The following is a 20,296-nucleotide window of genomic DNA, read 5'->3' as shown; positions in this document are numbered from 1 at the left end:
TTTTAAAACAATGACAGAGTGAGCAAATGAAACCATTTTCCATCGCTATAACTCTACTGTTAGCTGGCGTCGGTCTTTTGGTACTTTTGCTCACTTTTCAATCCTCTGATGATAACCAAACCATCACCGCAACGGTGCAAAGCCACGTCCTAACTCAGTCACTTGATGGCAATCGCCATTACATGGTAGTTATTTTTGATGATGGCACCTCAACTCGGCTCCTAACCAATGCCCTATCTCTTTGCCCTGTCGGCGATAAAGTCGTACTGAGCGCTTCCTCATCGTGGGGAGATTCAACCACCTATCAGTTGGACCATTGCGTACCTAAATAGTGTTTTACACCTAGACACTTGCGTTTTTTGCCTGCATGCTGAAACAGCATAATAGTGGAACAAAACAATAATAAGGAACGGCACATGACAGATACCCTCATCTCTCCACAGTGGTTAAAAACGCAACTACATAATAATCCAGATACCATTGTTTTAGACGCCAGTATTGAATTCCAAATCCCGCTCGAGCCCAATAAAGACAAGAGTGGCGTCATTCCAACCGCCCAGCGCTTTGACTACGACAATGAGTTCTGTGACCCGCAGGCAGCACTACCTCACATGATGCCGTCCGAAGCGCGTTTCAATGAACTCGCAGCTAAACTCGGAATTACGCCAGAAAGCACCATTGTCGTCTACGACAACTCAGGAACATTTGCCTCACCTCGTGCATGGTGGATGCTGAAATCTCTCGGTCTTAAGCACGTGCATGTCTTGTCCGGTGGTCTACCAGCTTGGAAAGCAGCGGGCTATTCTGTTGATGAAAACTACAGTGCGCGAAGTGCCTCTACCCTATCTCAACCCGTTGATGGCAACTATTTCATTGCCGCTGAACAAGTGTTGCAATACTCAGATAACAGGTGCGCACGTATCGTTGACGCCCGCTCATTGGCACGCTTCAAGGGCGAAACTCCCGAACCGCGTGAGGGAATTCGTAGCGGTCACATTCCAAACTCGGTGTGCCTACCGTTTGCAGAATTAATGGAGGAAGGTACTCTCAAACCCCTTGAAGAGCTTGCTCCATTGTTTTCGTCTATCAGTGCAAGCAAGCGTGAACATCTAGTGTTTAGTTGTGGGTCGGGTGTGACAGCGTGTATTTTGGCGCTAGGGGCGTACTTGTGTGGCTACACTAACTTGTCTGTGTACGACGGGTCATGGACTGAATGGGGTCAGCGAACTGACCTACCTATCCAACTTTAACATACAGAAGAAATAGCCTTAATATAAAACAACGCCCCACTTGTATGTCGGGGCGTTCGAATCAAAAACCTTCGTTACTTAGCCTGTGTAAGCACCACTTGAGTAATGCAACTCATAACTGTGAGAGTAGATCTCTAAAATATTGCCAAACGGGTCTTCCATGTAAATCATGCGATAAGGCTTCTCTCCTGGGTAGTAGTAACGTGGTTCTTTCATTCTTCGTTTACCACCAGCAGCTACGATTTTATCCGCTAACCCTTCCACATCCGGATCTTGTACACAGAAATGGAATACGCCGGTTTTCCAATATTCAAAGTTATCTTCTGGATTTTCTTGATTATCGAACTGGAATAACTCGACACCAATGCGATCGCCTGTCGACATATGAGCGATACGGAAGTGCTTCCACCCTGCCCCAAATACGTCGGTACACATCACTCCGATTGCCGAATCATCTTCAGTGACATCGGTTGGAGGCATGATCAAGTACCAGCCTAATACCTCTGTGTAGAACTTCACAGCGGCTTCCAAGTCGGGAACTGATATACCGATATGGCTAAAAGTACGTGGATAGGTGGGATTTGTGTTGGGTGAAGTCATGAGTGGTGTCCCTCTCTCTAGTTGAGAATAAGATACTTCTGATGGATTCGTTGTTATTTATCATATACTCTTCAGACAATAAGGATTTGTTATCAATGTAGAGTGTATGATTAACACAACTTGGCTTAATACGTTTAAAACTCTAGTAGAGATTGGTCACTTTACCCAGACTGCAGAAAAGCTGTTTATGACTCAGCCTGGCGTGAGCCAGCACATTAAAAAGCTCGAAGCGAGTCTAAAAGCGGAACTGATCACAAGAGAAGGAAAAACCTTCGAACTGACGGAGCAAGGGCGACTGGTTTATAACTACGCATGCGACCTAGCCAAGCAGGAGGCCTCACTACTAGAAAAGCTCAAATACGATGACCCTGAATCAGGAAATCTCAGCTTTTCTGCCTCTGGTGCAATAAGCACCGCGCTGTACCCCAAACTGCTCCTACTTCAAACTCAATACCCGGGTTTACGCGTCAATATTGAAGCGGCTCCAAACCGGCGAGTAATAGAGAGCGTCACCAACGGTACGATAGACTCGGGCATTGTTACCGCGGTACCCCAACATCCAGACTTGTCCTCGGAGTATTTGGGGCAGCTTGAATTATGTCTGATTGGCTCCAAAGCCTCCGTGTCTGACCTTAGTCCGCGAGATGCGCTTGAGCAGTTGGGCGTGATTGACCACCCAGATGCTCAGTACTACTTACAAAAGCTATTTGATCAAAGCGGGCTCGAAGAACTCGAAGAGGCTGAGTGGCAGGATTTTAGAAAAGTCAGCTATATCAACCAACATAGCCAAATTCTGCAGCCTGTTTCGATGGGAATTGGAGTTACCGTCTTACCCAAGGTCGCTATCGAATACTCTGAGTACAAGGATAAAGTCGACGTTTGGCCAACCGCAGAATTGGTGAGTGAACCGCTGTACTTTGTGAAGAAGAAACGTAAACAGCTGGCTGCGCGTTACTCGTTTCTTCTTGAGGTCATAAAAGAGACGGAGTTTTCCTAGTCCTCTTCTGAAGTGTCAGGCAGGCTTAGCATTTGTTCGTCAAGGTTAAGCACTGTCAGCGCGTTACTAACGCTTGTTGCAACAACATCCACTACGCCGGTGCGAAGCGCACCTAACAGTGCCATTGGTTTGCTGTTTTCAGAAGCAATGGCGATGACTTCTGAAATGCGGCGGAACTCTTCAAGCCCTAATCCAATGACACGATCACTCATAACGGTGTTGGCTGCTCTGCCCTGAATGTCGAAGAAATCATAGCCTGCAAAATCACCAACAACCCCTTGATTCAACCGCGATTGAACCACTTCATCCGTAGTAAACCATCCTAGATCCACCATATAGCTGTTCTCGCTCATATCGCCCACACCAACAATTGCCACATCCGCTTTGCGTGCCAAGTCGAGAGTTTGCTTGACCGTAGCGTTTTGCATAAACACCATTTTCTGGTCTCTATTTTCAGCGTACGCCGGCGCATAAAGCGTTTCTGACGTTCCCCCGTACTTTTTCGCCAGTTGTCGACAAATATGATCAGCATTAAAGCGTCCACCCCTTGGGTGAATGCCTCCGATTCCGCAAACAAACTTACAATCACGGGGAGTAATAACCCCCATATGATGCGCGACTGCCGAGACATTCCTACCCTGACCTACGGTAACAACTGTTCCGCCACGTAAGGTTTGAGCAAGGTAGTTCGAAACCAAACCGCCCACTTGAGTTCGCTGCGACTCTTCATCTGGCTGGTCAAGAGCAATAAGCGCCCGCTTAATACCAAATCGTTCAATCAGGCGCTGTTCTATCTTGGCACTGTATACTGGGTGATACTTAACCGTGATCTCGACAATGCCCTCGTCTCTCGCCTGTTTGAGTAACCGTCCTATCTTTGCTCGCGATACCCCAAACTTTTTGGAAATCTCTTCTTGTGTCGCCCCATCTTGATAATAAGCCACCGCGATTTCGGTCAATAAATCGTTGCTGGTTTCGTTGCTGTCGTTTTTCATCGGCTGTACTACTCCGCGATTCTATTCAGGCGAGCATTGGCTCACATATCAATCATTTGCTCAATGATAACCTTACCGTACCATTCGCTCAATAGCGTGACATTTTCTCAGCTGCATTTTTAACCATTGAAATTCTCCTCTAGCCCCTGCTAGCACTGATTTTCAGTTGCAATTCGGGTCGCGCTAACAAAAACCAAAAATAACCCATGGAATACGAATTTTTGTACCAGTATTTGGTTGACATTATTTCTGCATGGGGTAAATATGAATCCAACATTTACTCACGAGTGATGCAAATGTTCACAGCAATCTGCGCACTCTGTACTGAAAAAATTTAAAGCGGATCGATAGTCGACTGAAACTTTGAACCGCTGAGCAACATTTGTATTTAGAGCCTTAGTCTCAAATTCTCTGCCCTCTAGAATAGGAACGAACCGATGAGCAACAAATTAGAGCAACTTCGCAAACTAACAACTGTCGTTGCAGACACTGGCGATATCGAAGCAATTCGCAAGTACCAACCACAAGATGCAACTACTAACCCTTCTCTGATTTTGAAAGCGGCGCAGATCGAAGAGTATGCACCTCTCATTGACCAAGCGATTGAGTACGCGAAATCTCAAAGTGACGACAAAGCACAACAAGTGCAAGATACGTGCGACATGCTAGCGGTTAACATCGGTAAAGAAATTCTAAAGACGATTCCAGGTCGCATCTCAACAGAAGTTGACGCGCGTCTTTCTTACGACATGGAAGGCAGCGTAGCGAAAGCACGTCAGCTAATGAAAATGTACAACGATGCTGGCATCGCAAATGACCGCATCCTTATCAAGCTAGCTTCTACTTGGGAAGGCATTCGTGCTGCAGAGATCCTAGAAAAAGAAGGCATCAACTGTAACCTAACGCTTCTGTTCTCATTTGCTCAGGCGCGTGCATGTGCTGAAGCGGGTGTTTTCCTAATCTCTCCTTTCGTTGGCCGCATCATGGACTGGTATAAAGCCAAAGAAGGTCGCGACTTTGAAGCATCAGAAGATCCTGGCGTAATTTCAGTGACAGGTATCTACAACTACTACAAAGACCACGGCTACAACACAGTAGTAATGGGTGCAAGCTTCCGTAACACCGGTGAAATCCTAGAACTTGCTGGTTGTGACCGTCTAACTATCAGCCCACAACTGCTTGCAGAGCTTGAAGAAGCGGAAGGCGAAGTCGTTGAGAAACTGGTTGACTCTAAAGGCTCTAAAGAGCGCCCTGCTGCGATGACTCACGCTGAGTTCCTATGGGAGCACAACCAAGACCCAATGGCGGTAGAGAAGCTAGCAGAGGGCATCCGCAACTTCGCTATCGACCAAGGCAAACTAGAAGCTATGATCGAAGCTAAGCTTTAATCAGCACAGATATTCAGAGGGGAACGTTTGCGTTCCCCTCTTCAATTCTCTCTCTTTAAAATCTATTTTTTCGGAATGTATTATGGATCGTAAACATCTCGCTAATGCTATTCGTGCTCTAAGCATGGACGGCGTTCAACAAGCAAACTCTGGTCACCCTGGCGCGCCTATGGGTATGGCTGATATCGCTGAAGTTCTTTGGCGTTCACACTTAAACCACAACCCATCTAACCCAGAGTGGGCTGACCGTGACCGTTTCGTACTATCAAACGGCCACGGTTCTATGCTGATCTACTCACTGCTTCACCTAACAGGCTATGAGTTACCGATTGAAGAGCTAAAGAACTTCCGTCAGCTTCACTCTAAAACACCTGGCCACCCAGAGTATGGTTATGCACCTGGTATAGAGACGACAACAGGCCCGCTAGGTCAAGGCATCACAAACGCAGTAGGTATGGCGCTTGCGGAGAAAACACTAGCGGCTCAATTCAACAAAGACGGCCACGACATCGTAGACCACTACACGTATGCATTTATGGGTGATGGCTGTTTGATGGAAGGTATCTCTCACGAAGCATGTTCTCTTGCAGGCACACTAGGCCTTGGCAAGCTCATCGCATTCTGGGATGACAACGGTATCTCAATCGATGGCGAAGTTGAAGGTTGGTTCTCTGACGACACTCCAAAACGATTCGAAGCTTACGGTTGGCACGTAATTCCGGCAGTTGATGGTCACAATTCAGACGCTATCAATGCAGCGATTGAAGCAGCTAAAGCAGACCCTCGTCCTACTCTTATCTGTACTAAGACCATCATTGGTTTTGGTTCTCCAAATAAATCAGGTTCACACGACTGTCACGGTGCACCTCTAGGCGCTGACGAAATTGCAGCAACACGTAAAGAACTTGGCTGGGAGCACGGTCCTTTTGAGATTCCAACGGACATCTATGCGCAATGGGATGCGAAAGAAGCGGGCGCAGCTAAAGAAGCAGCGTGGAACGAGAAACTTGCAGCGTATGAAGCAGCATACCCAGAGCTGGCAGCTGAGTTCAAACGTCGCGTAAATGGTGAGCTACCTACTGAGTGGGAAGAGAAAGCAACACAAATCATTGCGGATCTTCAAGCTAACCCGGCGAACATCGCCTCTCGTAAAGCGTCGCAAAACGCACTAGAAGCATTTGGCGCGATGCTACCAGAGTTCCTTGGTGGTTCTGCTGACCTTGCTCCGTCTAACCTAACCATGTGGTCTGGGTCTAAATCTCTTACTGCTGAAGATGCATCTGGTAACTACATTCACTACGGTGTTCGTGAATTCGGTATGACGGCGATTATGAACGGTATCGCGCTTCACGGCGGTTTCGTACCTTACGGTGCAACCTTCCTAATGTTCATGGAATACGCGCGTAACGCAATGCGTATGGCTGCTCTAATGAAAGTGCAAAACATCCAGGTTTACACTCACGACTCTATCGGTCTTGGTGAAGATGGTCCTACGCACCAACCTGTTGAGCAAATGGCATCGCTTCGTCTAACACCTAACATGAGTACATGGCGTCCGTGTGACCAGGTTGAGTCAGCAGTTGCATGGAAATTTGCGATTGAGCGTAAAGACGGTCCAACGTCTCTCATCTTCTCTCGTCAGAACCTTGCACAGCAAGAGCGTGACACGCAGCAAGTGGCTGACATCGCAAAAGGCGGATACGTTCTTAAAGATTGTGAAGGTACGCCAGAGCTTATTCTTATTGCGACAGGCTCTGAAGTTGAGCTAGCCGTTAACGCAGCCGCAGAACTCAGCGCTGAAGGTAAGAAGGTACGTGTCGTATCTATGCCAGCAACTGACGTGTTCGATAAGCAAGACGAGGCCTACCGTGAGTCTGTTCTGCCTTCGAGCGTAACAGCACGTATTGCAGTTGAAGCGGGTATTGCTGACTTCTGGTACAAGTATGTTGGCTTCGGCGGCAAGATCGTTGGTATGACAACGTTCGGTGAGTCAGCACCAGCTGGTGAGCTATTTAAGATGTTTGGCTTTACAACTGAGAATGTTGTAAGCAAAGCAAAAGAACTGTTGAAGTAAACTTCTCTTTCAACACAAAAGGCTGAGCGAATGCTCAGCCTTTTTTATGTGTGACTGTTTTAGATTCAACATGTCTCATATGTTAGACACAAATTCGCTTGAAGGAGTAATCTCGCTTTCTACACTGTACGGTATGGTCAAAAAGGATTTTTACTATGCGAGCTAGAACACTTCTCATCACCCTTGTTTCACTACTCTCAGTTTGCCTGACTACGGTCCACGCTGCTGGTCTTGCCGTCAAAAGCGGTGGCGTTTTGCTAAAGACCTACTCCGATAGTGACTTGTCAAACATGCCCCAAGCAACCATAGATACAGAGTTGCCATGGTTAGACGGAAAAAACTCATTTACTGGGGTAAACCTTGAAGAGTTTTTCGCCCAGTCTAATACCCCGCTTCCAGAACTGATCACTTTTATCGCACTCAATGACTACAAAGTCACCATTAGGCAAGAAGATATCAAGCAATACCAACCTATCATCGCTAATCGGAAAAACGGCGAAAAGATGTCTATCCGCGACAAGGGGCCATATTGGGTGATCTTCCCGTTGTCACAGCACCCAGAGATCGATAATACCGATTACCACGCTATGATGATCTGGCAATTAAAGGAAGTACGGTACTAGCATGAAAGCCAAGGAGTGCGTCGAACGATTCCCAATCAATCTAATAAAGATTATTTTGGCGACCATAACCGCTTGCGTACTCGCCGTAAACGTCATCACCATCGACCGTATCAATCAAATCAACGAAGACCTTTCTGACCGCAAAAACGAAGCGACCTGGTTCATTCTTCAGTTAGTCAAAGAGTACTCAAATTTCATTACGCAATCGCATATAAAGCCGTTAGGAAAGGACGAGATCTGGCTGGCATATGACCTGACGTGGAGTCGATTCGACATCATATTGCACAGCAAAGAATCGTCAAAGTTTATTGAGCAGGCGAGCTATAAAGCCTTCATGGAAGCGCAGTTTGATAAGTTCAAGGCCTTGGAAAAATCTTTAGTACTACTCGACACTCAACCAGAAATACAGGATGCCCTAAAGCAGCGCATAGAAGTTAACTTTGAGGAAATCGTTCATTTCATCAACGAGAAGTTTCAGATTGAAAGCCCTATTACTGAGAAAAACCGGACTGAGCTTCAACGTCTATTAATGTACCAAAAAGCCAGCACCGTCGCGCTCATAGTCCTATTTCTTCTAATTTCTTGTATTTTCTGGTTAGATTCGAGACTTCGTAAAACGCTCCAGCGCAGAGACGCGCTCACTTGTTTATTAAACCGCACTGCGCTAACCAATGACATCAAAAGTCAACTAACACAACCCTATTACCATTTGCTATCGGTGCGTATCCTCAACATTTCAGAAATTAACCACAAGTACGGTATTGATTATGGTGATGTGTTGATTAAAGTCACTGCTGACAGGCTACTCAACTCTATCAACGCTGACTACTCACTATACCGTTACAGTGGTTCTCAGTTCATTATTTTGAGTAATACCCCGGACTCTAAAATCACCCCTTCTCTTCAACAAACGATCAAAGACATATTAGCGGAGCCCATTGAACTGTCTGATATGGCTTTAATTCTCGACATATCAATGAGTCGTGAATCTAATTTGGTCAGACGAGGCTTGATTGAGAAGCTGACTCAGCTATCCCGAAAAACATTGTCAACAGCGCTTTAGCTCGAGCACCTACATATGAGAAGATTCACAGTAATATCTACAACCGCTTAATGCTTGATTATGGTGATATCCGCCATTTTAGCTTTAAGGTCAGTTAGCCTATCCTGAACATAAAAGTCGCAAAACGCCTCAAAACCTAGCGGTTTACTAAACCAATAACCCTGAAGATAATCACAACCTAAATCGGAGAGATATCGACATTGGTAACCCGTTTCGACGCCTTCGCCAACAACCTTCGCATTGCAGTTGTGCCCCAGAGCAATAATGGAGTTAAGCATTCGCTCCTCCGTACCATCGGTGCCAATACGTTCTACAAAGCTCTTATCCACCTTCAGCTCATCAACCGGATAACTAAGCAACTGATTTATTGAAGTAAATCCTGTTCCAAAATCATCCAGTGACACCCTAAACCCTATATCTCGCAAACCAGCAATAATTGCTATCGTGTCTTTGGTACTCTTAACGTAACTTGTTTCTGTTACTTCTAGAATCACGCGATTAGGCGTGATGTTATGCGAATGACACACACTACAGATGAGCTCAATAAAATCATTGTTGTACAATTCAAGGGCAGAAATATTGATTGAGATATCTCCGGCGTATCCCACTTTTGACTGCAACATCGATAAAGATTTGATCGCATTATTAATGACCCAAGTATCTATATCGCCAATTAAGTTAGCTCGCTCTGCCGCCGGAATAAACTCTTCTGGACCAATCCCCATTGCCTGTAATTTAGGGCACCTTACTAACACTTCGATACTAGCGACCTTATAGGTCGTAGAATCAATGAGCGGCATATAATTCAGCTCAAACTCACCATCTCCACAGCAGCTTAGAAGTATTTTTTCTATCTCATCTCTACGTTTTAACTCATCAAATAGAAGATGATCAAAATAGACCAACGGCGCTTTGTTTTTGATCTGTTTCGCTTTGCTTAACGCGGCCTCTATGCCTTTCTGCCAAACTCCTCTCTGGGATTCGTCACAAAGAGGAAAAATAGCCTGGGCAAAATCAAGGTGAAGCGGGACGCCCTCAACCCGTATCGCGGTTTTGAGGGACTGCTCAAAGTTGGCCATCAGTAATCTAATGGCCTGCTCGCTATCCGCATTCACTAAAGCGTAGAATGTATTGCTGCCGTAACGACTGATTGAGTAATCACTGCAACCACATCCCGTGCTTGATTGATTGGTGCAAATACACCGCTCGATTTCCCTCGCGATTTTGACGAGAGCGCGGTCACCCTCGAACAAACCATGCAAATCATTAACTCTTCTGAAGTCTATGATATCCCAGGCCACAATATAGGTATGCTCATTACAATAGCTTTCTGTTCTCTGGTCGACAAACCTAATAAAAGAAGCTCGATTAGCTAACTTTGTTAGGCTATCAAATTCAGCCTCAAACTTTACTTTGCTCAAACTGTCTATGTAGGCATTTTTGAGAATAGAGACTTCATCATTATCTTTAGCTCGTTTAAAGTAGCGTAGCTCTAAGCCTCCTCTCTTTATATCTTTCAGTAAACCGTTGATTGGGTCGAGCACTTTCGTTCTCACAATCACATGAATAATTAGCAACAACGAAATCACGACCGCAAACATATAGGCCAGTACTTGTGTCGCTATTTGTGATTTAACATTGGCATAATGGTCATCCAATATATCCAACTCTATCTCTACTCCTGGGCCAAAGATCTTAATCACTTTTCCGTCAACGAACTCATTGTTCACTACCTCGAAATGGATGTCAGACCAAAGCTCGGATGTCTCGGTAACTTGATTGAAATCCAAAATAATGTTTTTGTGGTTTGATGCATCGTTAAACAACTGGTTTAGTTTTCTTAAAGGTCCATCAACAACGAGCAAGCTTCTGCTTTTGCGTGTCATCGCTTGTTTATCGTCTGGTAAGAGTTTCGGGTCATAAGCTCCGATGTAGCTGTACCTAATTTCTCCTGTTACCGATTGGTAGGTATACCCTGTATTACAAAACTCTTCGCCTAAAGAAACTAAAATGTAAGAATCGAAAACAGTTTGATAGATGTCATCGGCTAACGAGTTTGCTTCAAACGGATCGGATTTAAGTGAACTAGCCGTTAGACTAAAAAGAGGATCCAAGCTATAGACTTCAACGTCCCCTAATTTCATAGCTCGCTCTTGGTGAAGCAGGTAATTGATGTGAGACTCGAGAAAACCCCGCAATACATAATCACTCGTGTCCTGAATATGATTTATAAACTGTGCGCTTCCTGAAATCTCATGCCCAAGTCCCTCAATACCGCTTCGCTCAAACTCAGCGGCACTCAACGCATTTTTGACTTTTGTGACCCACTTGTCCTGTTCGAGTGTCTTTTGCTCGCTTAACTGCCAAAAATAGAGCCCCGTACCAGCAAGCGCAGCGACAGCCGTCATTACTGGTATGAGAACAAGATCTAACCTTCTGAGTAGTCTCATCGATCACCTCAAATCTTCTACAATTCTTTGGCGAATGAGTAAGCCGTTGTCGCTCACAGGCTTGTACAAAAAGCTTTTCTCAATAAGGTTTGAGGCTGGACTGATTGCAGGGTCTTCACGGTACTCTCTACTCAGCAGAGCTTCAACATTTGCGTTAGGTGTTGAAAACCAGGCACTTTGAGCATTAAGAGTGGCCACTTCAGGTGAGGTCAAGTAATCTAATGCTACTGTTGTTTGTTCACGGAAACGGCTGCCAGCAGGTATCGCTAAACACTCCAACCAAACAATTGTGCCCTCATTAGGCACAACATACTCCCATACGTCTCTGTTTTCAGCTTCATTTAACACATGGTGATCACCTGCGTAACCAAATGCTATATCGATGCTCTCGAGCGCACTTGGAGTAGCAACATTTGCAAGAATGTAGTCTGTGGAAGCAAGCGATGATCGTTGGGTCTGCAATAGCTTATGCGCTTGCTGAAGTGATGCTTCATCATCAGTAAATGGACTTTTGTTGGATGACAGTAACGCTACCCCTACAAGGTCTATAGGGTGGTAGTACATTGACACTTTGCCGTCGAGACCCTTATTCGGCTTGAGTAGCGTTTCCCAAGAATCTACCGGCTTCGAAAATTTATCACGTCTATAAAGAATACCACTGGTACCCCACGCATAAGGAATACCAAAATCACCGCATGCCTCCATCCATTTGTGTTCAAAACGAAATGACAGTTTTTGTCGAAGCTCTGGTATTGGGCGGACTACACCGAGTTGACCCAGTGTTTGTAATCGGACACTTTCAACGACAACAATATCAATGGTTTTACCACGTTCACTCAGCAGTAACTCATCACGAACTGACTCGTCAGAGAAATAGATTTGTTCGATGCTAATTTGATGATCTTGTCTCAGCTTCTCGATAACAATCGGCGCTAAAAACGCTTCCCAGTTATATAGGTGAACGGCGTCTTCGCCTTGGTGGGCGTATAAGGGCGAGCAAACAACAAACAACAGATATAACCAACAACTGAGTACAGCCCTTCCTTTGACCAAACTTCGTTTCGACATCTGCTAAGTCCTTTAGCTCTTACTAACATAAAGAGCCTAGGACAGTAGCAGGGTGATGGCGAAGTCTTTATCATCTCAAAATTGAGAATTATTACTCTTTAGCCGGCTCCTGGCCGTTAGTGTTGGGACGCATATCCAATTCTGATTCTCCAGTAACCATATCTACGGTAAATAGATAGTGGTTATCAGGGTCTCCATGATGCTTGAAGTCAAATTGATACGTATGAGCAGGAAAAAATATCGGCACTTCCTCGACTTGTGTTAAGTCAAAGCCGTCTTGCACATAGATCTCTTGTATTTCAATTTGCAGCCTTGCAGCTTCTAACTCTCGGCTCCTATCATATTCGGGCTCAACCGATGGATTAGCAGGATAAGAGTTTCCATCAAATGCCATGGTTCGAAGAGAACCATCACTCCACACATAAAAATTCTTCCACCCATTGGTTTCTCGACTAGCAAGAAGTACAGGCGTATTGGTCACTGTCATTCTATTAATCAGCTCTCCGGAGTCTTGAAATAGATAAGCCGTACAGCCACCCGACCCGCAAAAGTAAGGGTCTTGCATTAATACAAATAACTCTTCACTGCCATTTCCGTTGAGATCTGTTGCCCCCGTCAGGTACTTATAGTCTTTTTCTCTAGGATCAAGCTTCTCTGGAATTAGAATATCTTCAACCACTAATCTGTCGATATTCTCTAGGGTAAATACATCCGGGCGAGGCTCACTATAGTCGTGATTACACCCTTGAATCAAAGCAACAGTAAACACACTGAGTAGTATGGTAGGTAGTTTCAATTTGTTCTCCGAAACATGATAGAGATATCTAAGTCTATGAAGATAAACACCATATCTCAAGTTTCAGTGAACAAACTTGTTTATTAAACTGTGAGGCTTCGCGAAAAAACTATAGAGAGGTGACAACTCTAACCGCAAGAAGAATCAGTACCACGCCAGACAACTGATCAATAAGTTTCGCTCGTGACTTTAGGGTATTCAATAGACGTGGAGATGAAAGCATAAACGTAATCAATGTATACCATAGTCCGTCAACGATGAGGGGTGTCGTGACGATAATTGCTTTGTCAGTAATTTCGCTTCCTACGGCAACAAACTGACTAAACAGAGCCGTGAAAAACAGAGCGATTTTCGGACTCAGTAACGAGATAAGTAGCCCCTCTCTTGCAGCAGACGCTACCGATACTTGCTTGCCTGATTCTAATCTATCAACAATGCCACCTTTGGAGCGAATCGCGTTATATCCAAGCCATGCGAGATAAAGCGCCCCCAGTAGAGAGATAGTCTTAAATAGCATCGGGAACTGATGCAGAAGCACTGACAGACCAAGCACAGTAACTAATGCATACACACCGATACCAAACGCATGAGCCCATGCAGTTGCCAGACCGTGGCGTCGCCCACCAGCCAAGCTGTGTTTAGCAACAATCGCTAAACTCGGACCTGGGGACATAGCCCCTAATAAGCAAATGGCTAGTAGTGATAACCAAATCGTAAACGTCATGATGTATTCCGTGTGTAATTCCAACTCATTGATTGAACTCTATCATCTCAACATCATGATTTGAAATCACAATTAATCATGGCGATCATTACATGAAATCATAGTATACAGAGAGTCAACTTTTCACGGAATACATAGACGATTGCATATACGCGAGGACTTTGTCTCTTACCCACTTGTGGGCGGGATCTTGTTCGTACTTTGGATGCCATATAAGCCAGTACTGATGTGTAGGCGGACTAAATGGCAGTGAGAAGGTACGCAGTGATAAGCGTTTCTCAAGATTGTGAGCAATGTGCTCTGGTAGCGTTAATAACCCATCACTTTGCTGCACCATCGCGAAAGCCGAGCTAAAAAACGGGGTGGAAACTAAAATTCGACGCTCAAGGCCTCTTTCCTTCATTGCAGAGTCGAGAAAACTGTCTTTGTCTCCTCCTGCGGAAATTCGGATATGTTGATAGGACTCTAAATCATTGAAAGTGATGTCAGATTTCGAACTCAAAGGGTGCCCTTCTCGAACTACCACCACAGGTACATCTTCGCCAATCTTACGCGAACATAATGATTCCGGCGCACTAGGCAACATTGTCGAGGCCAGTTGAACATCTTCATCGCCCAACTTCTGTAGCAACTTAGGTTCCCACAAACGGTAAGAGAATTTGAGTAGAGGTGCGAGGGGCGATAACTGGCTAACAAGTTCAGGAAAAATGTATTGTGCGACATAATCCGATGAGGAAAACGTAAGCGTTTGATCATAAAGTTTCGGGTCAAACTCCTGACCACCCAAGACTCTTTGAATTTCCTCTAATAGCTTTTCTAACTCAGCACTTAACTGTATTGCTCGGGGAGTTAAAACATAATGACTTCCTTCTCTCACAAGCAATGGATCTTGGTAGATATCTCTTAGCTGACTTAATTGACGGCTAACAGCAGACTGAGTCACGTTAAGACGCGAAGCCGCTCGACTGACATGCTTTTCTGAGAGTAGCACTTGAAGCGTGTACAACAGGTTTAGATTGGTTTTACTAGCCATTGTTACCGTGAAAAATACGTTAGACAGACGCACTATTCTAGTGCTTGTGCCGGTTCAACTTGAGTGGGTATGTACTCCACTACAGCCTGGTTTTTACCTTGTTTTTTAGCAGCATACATGAGTTTATCGGCCTCATACAGCGTTTCAAAGTCGCTAGCACAATGATAGATCGCACACCCGAGACTAACGGTCACTGGCCAACCATCTATCTCATCGAGATCAATACCTCTCACAGACTCACAAATACTGTGTGCAAGTTCATCCGAGAAACAAACAGGCTGGTCAATAAAGGCTATCGCAAACTCCTCTCCCCCAATACGAGCAACGATATGACTTGAGTTAGTCAATGCTTTTATTTTCTCGGACACATGCTTAATCACCACATCCCCTTTTATATGCCCGTAGGTATCATTCACAATTTTAAAATTGTCGATATCGATAATCATGACCGTTAAATTGCTGTTGGACCTTCGGAAGTACTTCAATTTGTCCAGAAAATAGCGACGATTCCACAGCCCCGTCAGAGCATCCGTCTCTGAAAGGTACTTCAACTGTACGTTTTCAGCGGACAATTCTTGAGTCTTGGTTCTCACTACATGTTTTAGAATTACTAGGTAGATAAGAAGCATGATAACAATGCCAGAAATGGCGATTGCCGGTAAGTAGGAGGGGTACACGGTTTCTATATGCATCCATCGTCCGTAAATCCGCTGTAAATCCTGTTTTCCGACATGTTTGAAGTCGGCAATGATCGACTCCATTAGGCTTACATTCGATTGCGACGTGGCGTAATGAATATCACCCGAATATAGGTGCTTAACATCGATAAACTGACCGCTTTTGGGGCCAATATGCAAATAGTAGTTCGCTACTTGAAGGTCAGCGACAAAGGCTCGAATCCTGTTGTCTCGCGCTGCTTTTATCATCAGAGCATTATTGTCAAAATAAGCTAACCCAACTTCGGGAAAGTGGTTGAGCATATATTCTGCTTCATAACCACCCTTAACTACCCCGACCTTGTTGTTGTGGTGACCGAGAAGAAATTCATCAGCATCAAAGCTTTGTAATGAGTGATGAAAATAAAGCTGAGTGTCTAATTCGAATAGAGGCTCTCCGAATGCCAAAACTTTCGCTCGTTCACGCGACCATAATAAACCAGCATGGACATCTGCTTGCCCCGCTTTAACGAGTTCAATGGATTCTTGCCAATCAACAAGTTTGAATTCGATAACAATATCGTTCGCTTCGCCGTATGCTTTCCACAGGTCGATCAAAATCCCCGCAGGCTGATTAGCGTCGTCGAGAAAAGAATAGGGTTTCCACGCTTTCGAGTTAGACACTATTAGGCGCTTTGGAGTCAACGGTTGCTCTCCGTGCTGCTCCAACGCCAAAGCACCTGTATCTTGCGCGGAAGATCCGGATGCCAGTGCTGGGAATCCCCCCAAAAGCAACATCAGAATCGAGGTCACCAACGTACTAAAGTTGGCCCGAATCAACATGTTATACACTCACCATTATCTATAAGAGTATTATTTATAGTAGGTAAAACTGTGACTTTCCTTCCGCACTGTTGTAATTCTGGATCTACGTCTCAATATGCTTGAGACTTAAGCAGCATTTATAAAATATGGCCTGCTTAAAACAGCCTAAAATATTGACTACTAGAGTTTCGCAGCTACGTCTCAAAACCGAAATCAGTCTAAAATTTCACTTCTACCTGAGTTCTCTGGACACATTGTTCATTTAGAACTCGAAGCAATACCTCGTACTATGATTGTACTCGTCATCAGGTCTGAGAATGGTGTTGGATTCGCGCCAATCTCGGTTTGGCGAATCTGGATAGAACTGAGTCTCTAGTGCCAAACCCGCATAATCTTCGTATGTTCCACCATTTCGACTTGGGGTACCCGCAAGCCAATTTCCAGTGTAGAGCTGCATCCCGGGCATGGTCGTACTCACTGACATTGCCAGCTTTTTATCTGGTGATTGCAACGCTGCAACGCGTGAGGAGATATCGCGCCCACTCAACAATAGATAGCAATGGTCATAACCTTTCGCCTGTACTTGTTGCTCATTGACTAGTAGTTCAGAAGACAATCGTTTGGTGCGGTTAAAATCAAAGCTCGTTTCACTCACCAGCTCAGGCATTTCGTGCGGGATGCCAACTTCGTTAGTCGGTAAGTAATGCGATGAATCGATTTGAAGCCAATGTTCTAACGCCGTCTCCCCGCTATCGGCCCCAGATAAATTGAAATAAACATGATTGGTAAGATTAACTGGGGTCGCCTTATTAGTTGAGGCCCGGTAATCAATGTTGACAGAGTTGTCTTCGGTGAGCGTGTAAATCACTCTCGTCACGAGTCTACCCGGATACCCTTGATCACCATCTTCAGAGATAAGTTCAAACACAACGCTATTTGCTGTTTGTTTTATGAGGCTCCAACGCCGTTTATCGAACCCGTCACGTCCGCCATGTAGACAGTTCCCGGCTTGGTTGGTATCTACTTGGTAGCTATTTCCATCGATCGAAAATTTCCCCCCAGCAATACGATTAGCATATCGACCAACCGTCGAGCCCAAGTAGACTTGCTGACGCTCGTAATCCTCTATTGAACTCACGCCCAACAGCACTTCTCGTAAACTGTTGTCTACTGGAACCTTGCAACTCAGCCAAGCCGCCCCGATGTCCATAACCGTTATTTCCATCCCAGCTGCGTTGGATAAGGTGACTAACTTTGGTGCCTGACCATCTTTTGCGATACCACTAAACTCGATTCCCATAACTTATCTCTTATTACTAAAGCGCTTCAGCAAGTCCCGCACCTGATTGAGCTTGGCAAACGTAGATCGACTCTTTTAATCCTGTTGCTGCTTCGTAGTTCTGATTCACTGCCTGCTCGATGACTGGCACTAAACTAGGTGGAACTAATGCAACAACACAACCACCAAACCCGCCTCCCGTCATGCGAACGCCGCCATTTTCGCCAACGGCAGACTTCACTATATCAACAAGCGTATCTATCTCCGTGACTGTGATTTCAAAATCATCTCGCATTGAGGCATGTGATTCAGCCATCAGTTCGCCCATTCGCTTCATATCACCAGCCATAAGTACTTTGGCCGCCTCTTCAGTACGCGCATTTTCAGTAATGACGTGTCGAGCGCGCTTCGCGACCAGCTCATCGAGTTGGTCCTGCTTTTGATTAAACGCCTCAATCGACACGTCACGCAGCGCTTTAACCCCTAACACGCGAGCAGCTTCTTCACACTGTTGTCGTCTGGTGTTGTATTCACTATCAACTAAACCGCGCTTTTTGTTGGAGTTAATAATGACGACAGACATGCCTTCGGGCATCGACACTGAGGTGGATTCAAGGCTTCGACAATCGAGTAACATGGCATGATCTTTTTGTCCCTTCGCCGAAATCATCTGGTCCATAATTCCGCAGTTACAGCCGACAAACTCATTCTCAGCTTGTTGGCCGTTTAGCGCGATTTCTTCTTGGCTGATATCTAAGTCATAAAGCACTTTAAAGGTTTGCCCAATCACGACCTCTAAAGCGGCCGAAGAGCTTAAACCAGCACCTTGGGGCACGTTACCACTGACGGCAATATCAACGCCGTTAAACTCATAGCCCCTCGCCAACAAGTACTTAACTACGCCTCGAATGTAATTCGCCCACATTTTATCGTCTTGAAACTCAATCGGCTCTGCTAGGTTGAACGCATCGGTATCGTTGTCGTAATCCACGGCGACGAGTCGAACTTGGTTATCTTCTCTTTTAGCCGCAGCGACCACTGTCTGGTAGTTGATTGCACAAGGTAATACAAAACCATCATTGTAATCGGTATGTTCGCCTATTAAATTTACACGCCCCGGTGCTTGCACAACATGGGTCGGCTCGTAATCTAATACCTGCTTGAAAGACGCTTTCACGTTATTTATTAAATCAGACATAATGAACTCTCAAATCTTGTGTAAACACGTCGACTCAGCCAACGTATGGGATGTTTGTATTAACGCTCTTTGTAATGAACGTCACTCAGTACGCGCAGTCGCTCAGCGGCTTGCTCTGGCGTTAAATCTCGCTGTGATTCAGCGAGCATCTCGTAGCCCACCATAAACTTTCTAACCGTGGCGCTGCGCAAAAGCGGTGGATAGAAAAGTGCATGTAATTGCCAATGTTCGATATTCGTACCCTCTTCAAAAAACGGTGCAAAATGCCAGCCCATTGAGTAAGGAAAAGAGCACTGAAACAGATTGTCATATCGGCTGGTCAACTTCTTAATTGCCAAGGCGAGATCATCGCGCTGCGCGTCACTTAACTCACTCATTCGTCGAATATGGGCCTTAGGCAACAACATGGTTTCAAAAGGCCAAGCAGCCCAATAAGGGACGATGGCTAGCCAATGATCTGTTTCGACGACCGTTCTCGAACCGTCCTTTTGTTCGGATTCGACATAGTCCACGAGCAAGTTGGAGCCGTACTGTTCAAAGTAATCTTTTAGATGGATCTCTTTGCGCTCAATTTCATTGGGCAAAAAACTGTTCGCCCAAATCTGTCCATGAGGGTGAGGTTGAGAGCACCCCATGGTTTCCCCCTTGTTTTCAAATGCCTGTACCCAAAGGTAGTCTTTACCCAACTCTTCAATCTGTTCATTCCAGGTATCGATAACGCCACGAATTTTAGTGACGGATAACTCTGGTAAGGTTTTGCTGTGATCAGGAGAAAAACAGATAACGCGACTCAGTCCTCTCACGCCTTGAGTTTTAAACAACGGATTGTCAGATTGCGGTGCGTCTGGTGAGTCGGGCATCAATGCTGCAAAGTCATTGGAGAAAACGTAGGTTCCCTCGTAATCAGGATTCGTTTCGCCAGAGATTCGAGCGTTACCCGGACACAAAAAACACCCCTTATCAAAACTTGGTAGCTCAGCGGTTGAGGGTTTCTCATCTTGACCACTCCATGGGCGCTTAGCCCTGTGTGGTGATACCAAGATCCACTGACCGGTCAGCGGGTTGTAACGGCGATGTGGGTGGTCTACTGGGTCAAAATGTATATCAGCCATAGTGTTTCTCAATCTGTTTTGCAGGCCCGTTTTGATTATTCTATCAAGCGAGTCCATTAGTAATCCGTGATGCAACTCTCGATAATGTAAACGTTTTCACACCCAAAACATCCAATTCTTTTAGCTTATTTTCTGCACAACGTTCAAAAAGTGATTAACGGTTAC

Annotated in this window: 18 protein-coding genes; 7 read left to right on the top strand and 11 right to left on the bottom strand. The window is 45.2% G+C overall.

Annotated elements, in window-relative coordinates; genetic code table 11:
* Positions 1 to 26 precede the first annotated feature (26 nt).
* Positions 27 to 332, top strand: coding sequence for a hypothetical protein (locus J4N45_RS21730; RefSeq protein ID WP_252016925.1), 306 nt, complete (start codon positions 27 to 29; stop codon positions 330 to 332).
* Between the two features lie 84 nt (positions 333 to 416).
* Positions 417 to 1,250: a sulfurtransferase gene (locus J4N45_RS21725; RefSeq protein WP_252016923.1), complete on the top strand. Its 834-nt coding sequence runs from the start codon at positions 417 to 419 to the stop codon at positions 1,248 to 1,250.
* Between the two features lie 78 nt (positions 1,251 to 1,328).
* On the opposite strand, the gene J4N45_RS21720 is transcribed toward J4N45_RS21725, so the two are convergent.
* Complete coding sequence (locus J4N45_RS21720; RefSeq protein ID WP_042471258.1) at positions 1,329 to 1,850, bottom strand: lactoylglutathione lyase family protein; 522 nt, start codon at positions 1,848 to 1,850, stop codon at positions 1,329 to 1,331.
* A gap of 106 nt (positions 1,851 to 1,956) precedes the next feature.
* Between J4N45_RS21720 and J4N45_RS21715 the strand changes: the two genes are divergently transcribed.
* Positions 1,957 to 2,847, top strand: a complete 891-nt coding sequence (locus tag J4N45_RS21715) for a LysR family transcriptional regulator (protein ID WP_252016922.1) — start codon at positions 1,957 to 1,959, stop codon at positions 2,845 to 2,847.
* Here the strand turns inward: J4N45_RS21715 and J4N45_RS21710 are convergent.
* Entirely contained in the window at positions 2,844 to 3,842 is a 999-nt protein-coding gene (locus J4N45_RS21710) for a sugar-binding transcriptional regulator (protein WP_252016920.1), read from the bottom strand. The two genes, J4N45_RS21715 and J4N45_RS21710, sit on opposite strands and share 4 nt — an antisense overlap.
* Positions 3,843 to 4,279: 437 nt before the next feature.
* Between J4N45_RS21710 and tal the strand changes: the two genes are divergently transcribed.
* From tal to J4N45_RS21690, 4 genes are all read left to right on the top strand, one after another.
* The gene (gene tal / locus J4N45_RS21705) at positions 4,280 to 5,230 is read left to right on the top strand and encodes a transaldolase (RefSeq protein ID WP_042471254.1); all 951 of its coding nucleotides are present in this window, start codon (positions 4,280 to 4,282) and stop codon (positions 5,228 to 5,230) included.
* An 82-nt stretch (positions 5,231 to 5,312) separates the two neighbouring features.
* The gene (gene tkt / locus J4N45_RS21700; RefSeq protein WP_252016918.1) at positions 5,313 to 7,304 is read left to right on the top strand and encodes a transketolase; all 1,992 of its coding nucleotides are present in this window, start codon (positions 5,313 to 5,315) and stop codon (positions 7,302 to 7,304) included.
* Positions 7,305 to 7,459: 155 nt separating this feature from the next.
* Entirely contained in the window at positions 7,460 to 7,927 is a 468-nt protein-coding gene (locus J4N45_RS21695) for a putative pterin-binding protein (protein WP_252016916.1), read from the top strand.
* A gap of 1 nt (position 7,928) precedes the next feature.
* Positions 7,929 to 8,990, top strand: a complete 1,062-nt coding sequence (locus J4N45_RS21690) for a diguanylate cyclase domain-containing protein (protein ID WP_252016915.1) — start codon at positions 7,929 to 7,931, stop codon at positions 8,988 to 8,990.
* 47 nt (positions 8,991 to 9,037) lie between these two features.
* Here the strand turns inward: J4N45_RS21690 and J4N45_RS21685 are convergent, their stop codons facing one another.
* The 9 genes from J4N45_RS21685 to J4N45_RS21645 all read right to left on the bottom strand — a co-directional run bounded on the left by J4N45_RS21685 (position 9,038) and on the right by J4N45_RS21645 (position 20,131).
* Positions 9,038 to 11,440 carry a bifunctional diguanylate cyclase/phosphodiesterase gene (locus J4N45_RS21685; RefSeq protein WP_252016913.1) on the bottom strand — a complete coding sequence of 801 codons (2,403 nt, stop codon included), beginning with the start codon at positions 11,438 to 11,440 and terminating at the stop codon, positions 9,038 to 9,040.
* A 3-nt stretch (positions 11,441 to 11,443) separates the two neighbouring features.
* Positions 11,444 to 12,508, bottom strand: a complete 1,065-nt coding sequence (locus J4N45_RS21680) for an ABC transporter substrate-binding protein (protein WP_252016912.1) — start codon at positions 12,506 to 12,508, stop codon at positions 11,444 to 11,446.
* A gap of 91 nt (positions 12,509 to 12,599) precedes the next feature.
* Positions 12,600 to 13,304, bottom strand: a complete 705-nt coding sequence (locus J4N45_RS21675; protein ID WP_252016911.1) for a COG3650 family protein — start codon at positions 13,302 to 13,304, stop codon at positions 12,600 to 12,602.
* Between the two features lie 109 nt (positions 13,305 to 13,413).
* A complete protein-coding gene (locus tag J4N45_RS21670) occupies positions 13,414 to 14,028 on the bottom strand; it encodes a LysE family translocator (protein WP_252016910.1) in 615 nt (204 codons plus the stop codon).
* Positions 14,029 to 14,143: 115 nt separating this feature from the next.
* A complete protein-coding gene (locus J4N45_RS21665) occupies positions 14,144 to 15,061 on the bottom strand; it encodes a LysR family transcriptional regulator (protein ID WP_252016909.1) in 918 nt (305 codons plus the stop codon).
* A 32-nt stretch (positions 15,062 to 15,093) separates the two neighbouring features.
* Positions 15,094 to 16,560: a sensor domain-containing diguanylate cyclase gene (locus J4N45_RS21660; protein ID WP_252016907.1), complete on the bottom strand. Its 1,467-nt coding sequence runs from the start codon at positions 16,558 to 16,560 to the stop codon at positions 15,094 to 15,096.
* A gap of 244 nt (positions 16,561 to 16,804) precedes the next feature.
* On the bottom strand, positions 16,805 to 17,842 hold the full coding sequence (galM, locus tag J4N45_RS21655; RefSeq protein ID WP_252016906.1) for a galactose-1-epimerase: 1,038 nt from the start codon (positions 17,840 to 17,842) through the stop codon (positions 16,805 to 16,807).
* Between the two features lie 16 nt (positions 17,843 to 17,858).
* A complete protein-coding gene (gene galK, locus J4N45_RS21650) occupies positions 17,859 to 19,019 on the bottom strand; it encodes a galactokinase (RefSeq protein ID WP_252016904.1) in 1,161 nt (386 codons plus the stop codon).
* 59 nt (positions 19,020 to 19,078) lie between these two features.
* Entirely contained in the window at positions 19,079 to 20,131 is a 1,053-nt protein-coding gene (locus tag J4N45_RS21645; protein WP_252016902.1) for a UDP-glucose--hexose-1-phosphate uridylyltransferase, read from the bottom strand.
* Positions 20,132 to 20,296: the final 165 nt, after the last annotated feature.

Origin of the sequence: Vibrio sp. SCSIO 43140 (assembly GCF_023716585.1) — a bacterium.
GTDB classification, from domain to species: domain Bacteria; phylum Pseudomonadota; class Gammaproteobacteria; order Enterobacterales; family Vibrionaceae; genus Vibrio; species Vibrio maritimus_B.
Note: the sequence above shows the minus strand (reverse complement) of the source record. Positions and strands in the feature narration are given on the sequence as shown.

Coding starts and splice junctions, on each gene's coding strand:
- J4N45_RS21645 (WP_252016902.1), bottom strand. CDS start 20,131: ATGGCTGATATACATTTTGACCCAGTAGACCACCCACATCGCCGTTAC.
- J4N45_RS21710 (WP_252016920.1), bottom strand. CDS start 3,842: ATGAAAAACGACAGCAACGAAACCAGCAACGATTTATTGACCGAAATC.
- J4N45_RS21665 (WP_252016909.1), bottom strand. CDS start 15,061: ATGGCTAGTAAAACCAATCTAAACCTGTTGTACACGCTTCAAGTGCTA.
- J4N45_RS21715 (WP_252016922.1), top strand. CDS start 1,957: ATGATTAACACAACTTGGCTTAATACGTTTAAAACTCTAGTAGAGATT.
- galK (WP_252016904.1), bottom strand. CDS start 19,019: ATGTCTGATTTAATAAATAACGTGAAAGCGTCTTTCAAGCAGGTATTA.
- J4N45_RS21660 (WP_252016907.1), bottom strand. CDS start 16,560: ATGTTGATTCGGGCCAACTTTAGTACGTTGGTGACCTCGATTCTGATG.
- J4N45_RS21730 (WP_252016925.1), top strand. CDS start 27: ATGAAACCATTTTCCATCGCTATAACTCTACTGTTAGCTGGCGTCGGT.
- tal (WP_042471254.1), top strand. CDS start 4,280: ATGAGCAACAAATTAGAGCAACTTCGCAAACTAACAACTGTCGTTGCA.
- J4N45_RS21685 (WP_252016913.1), bottom strand. CDS start 11,440: ATGAGACTACTCAGAAGGTTAGATCTTGTTCTCATACCAGTAATGACG.
- galM (WP_252016906.1), bottom strand. CDS start 17,842: ATGGGAATCGAGTTTAGTGGTATCGCAAAAGATGGTCAGGCACCAAAG.
- J4N45_RS21680 (WP_252016912.1), bottom strand. CDS start 12,508: ATGTCGAAACGAAGTTTGGTCAAAGGAAGGGCTGTACTCAGTTGTTGG.
- J4N45_RS21670 (WP_252016910.1), bottom strand. CDS start 14,028: ATGACGTTTACGATTTGGTTATCACTACTAGCCATTTGCTTATTAGGG.
- tkt (WP_252016918.1), top strand. CDS start 5,313: ATGGATCGTAAACATCTCGCTAATGCTATTCGTGCTCTAAGCATGGAC.
- J4N45_RS21725 (WP_252016923.1), top strand. CDS start 417: ATGACAGATACCCTCATCTCTCCACAGTGGTTAAAAACGCAACTACAT.
- J4N45_RS21690 (WP_252016915.1), top strand. CDS start 7,929: ATGAAAGCCAAGGAGTGCGTCGAACGATTCCCAATCAATCTAATAAAG.
- J4N45_RS21695 (WP_252016916.1), top strand. CDS start 7,460: ATGCGAGCTAGAACACTTCTCATCACCCTTGTTTCACTACTCTCAGTT.
- J4N45_RS21720 (WP_042471258.1), bottom strand. CDS start 1,850: ATGACTTCACCCAACACAAATCCCACCTATCCACGTACTTTTAGCCAT.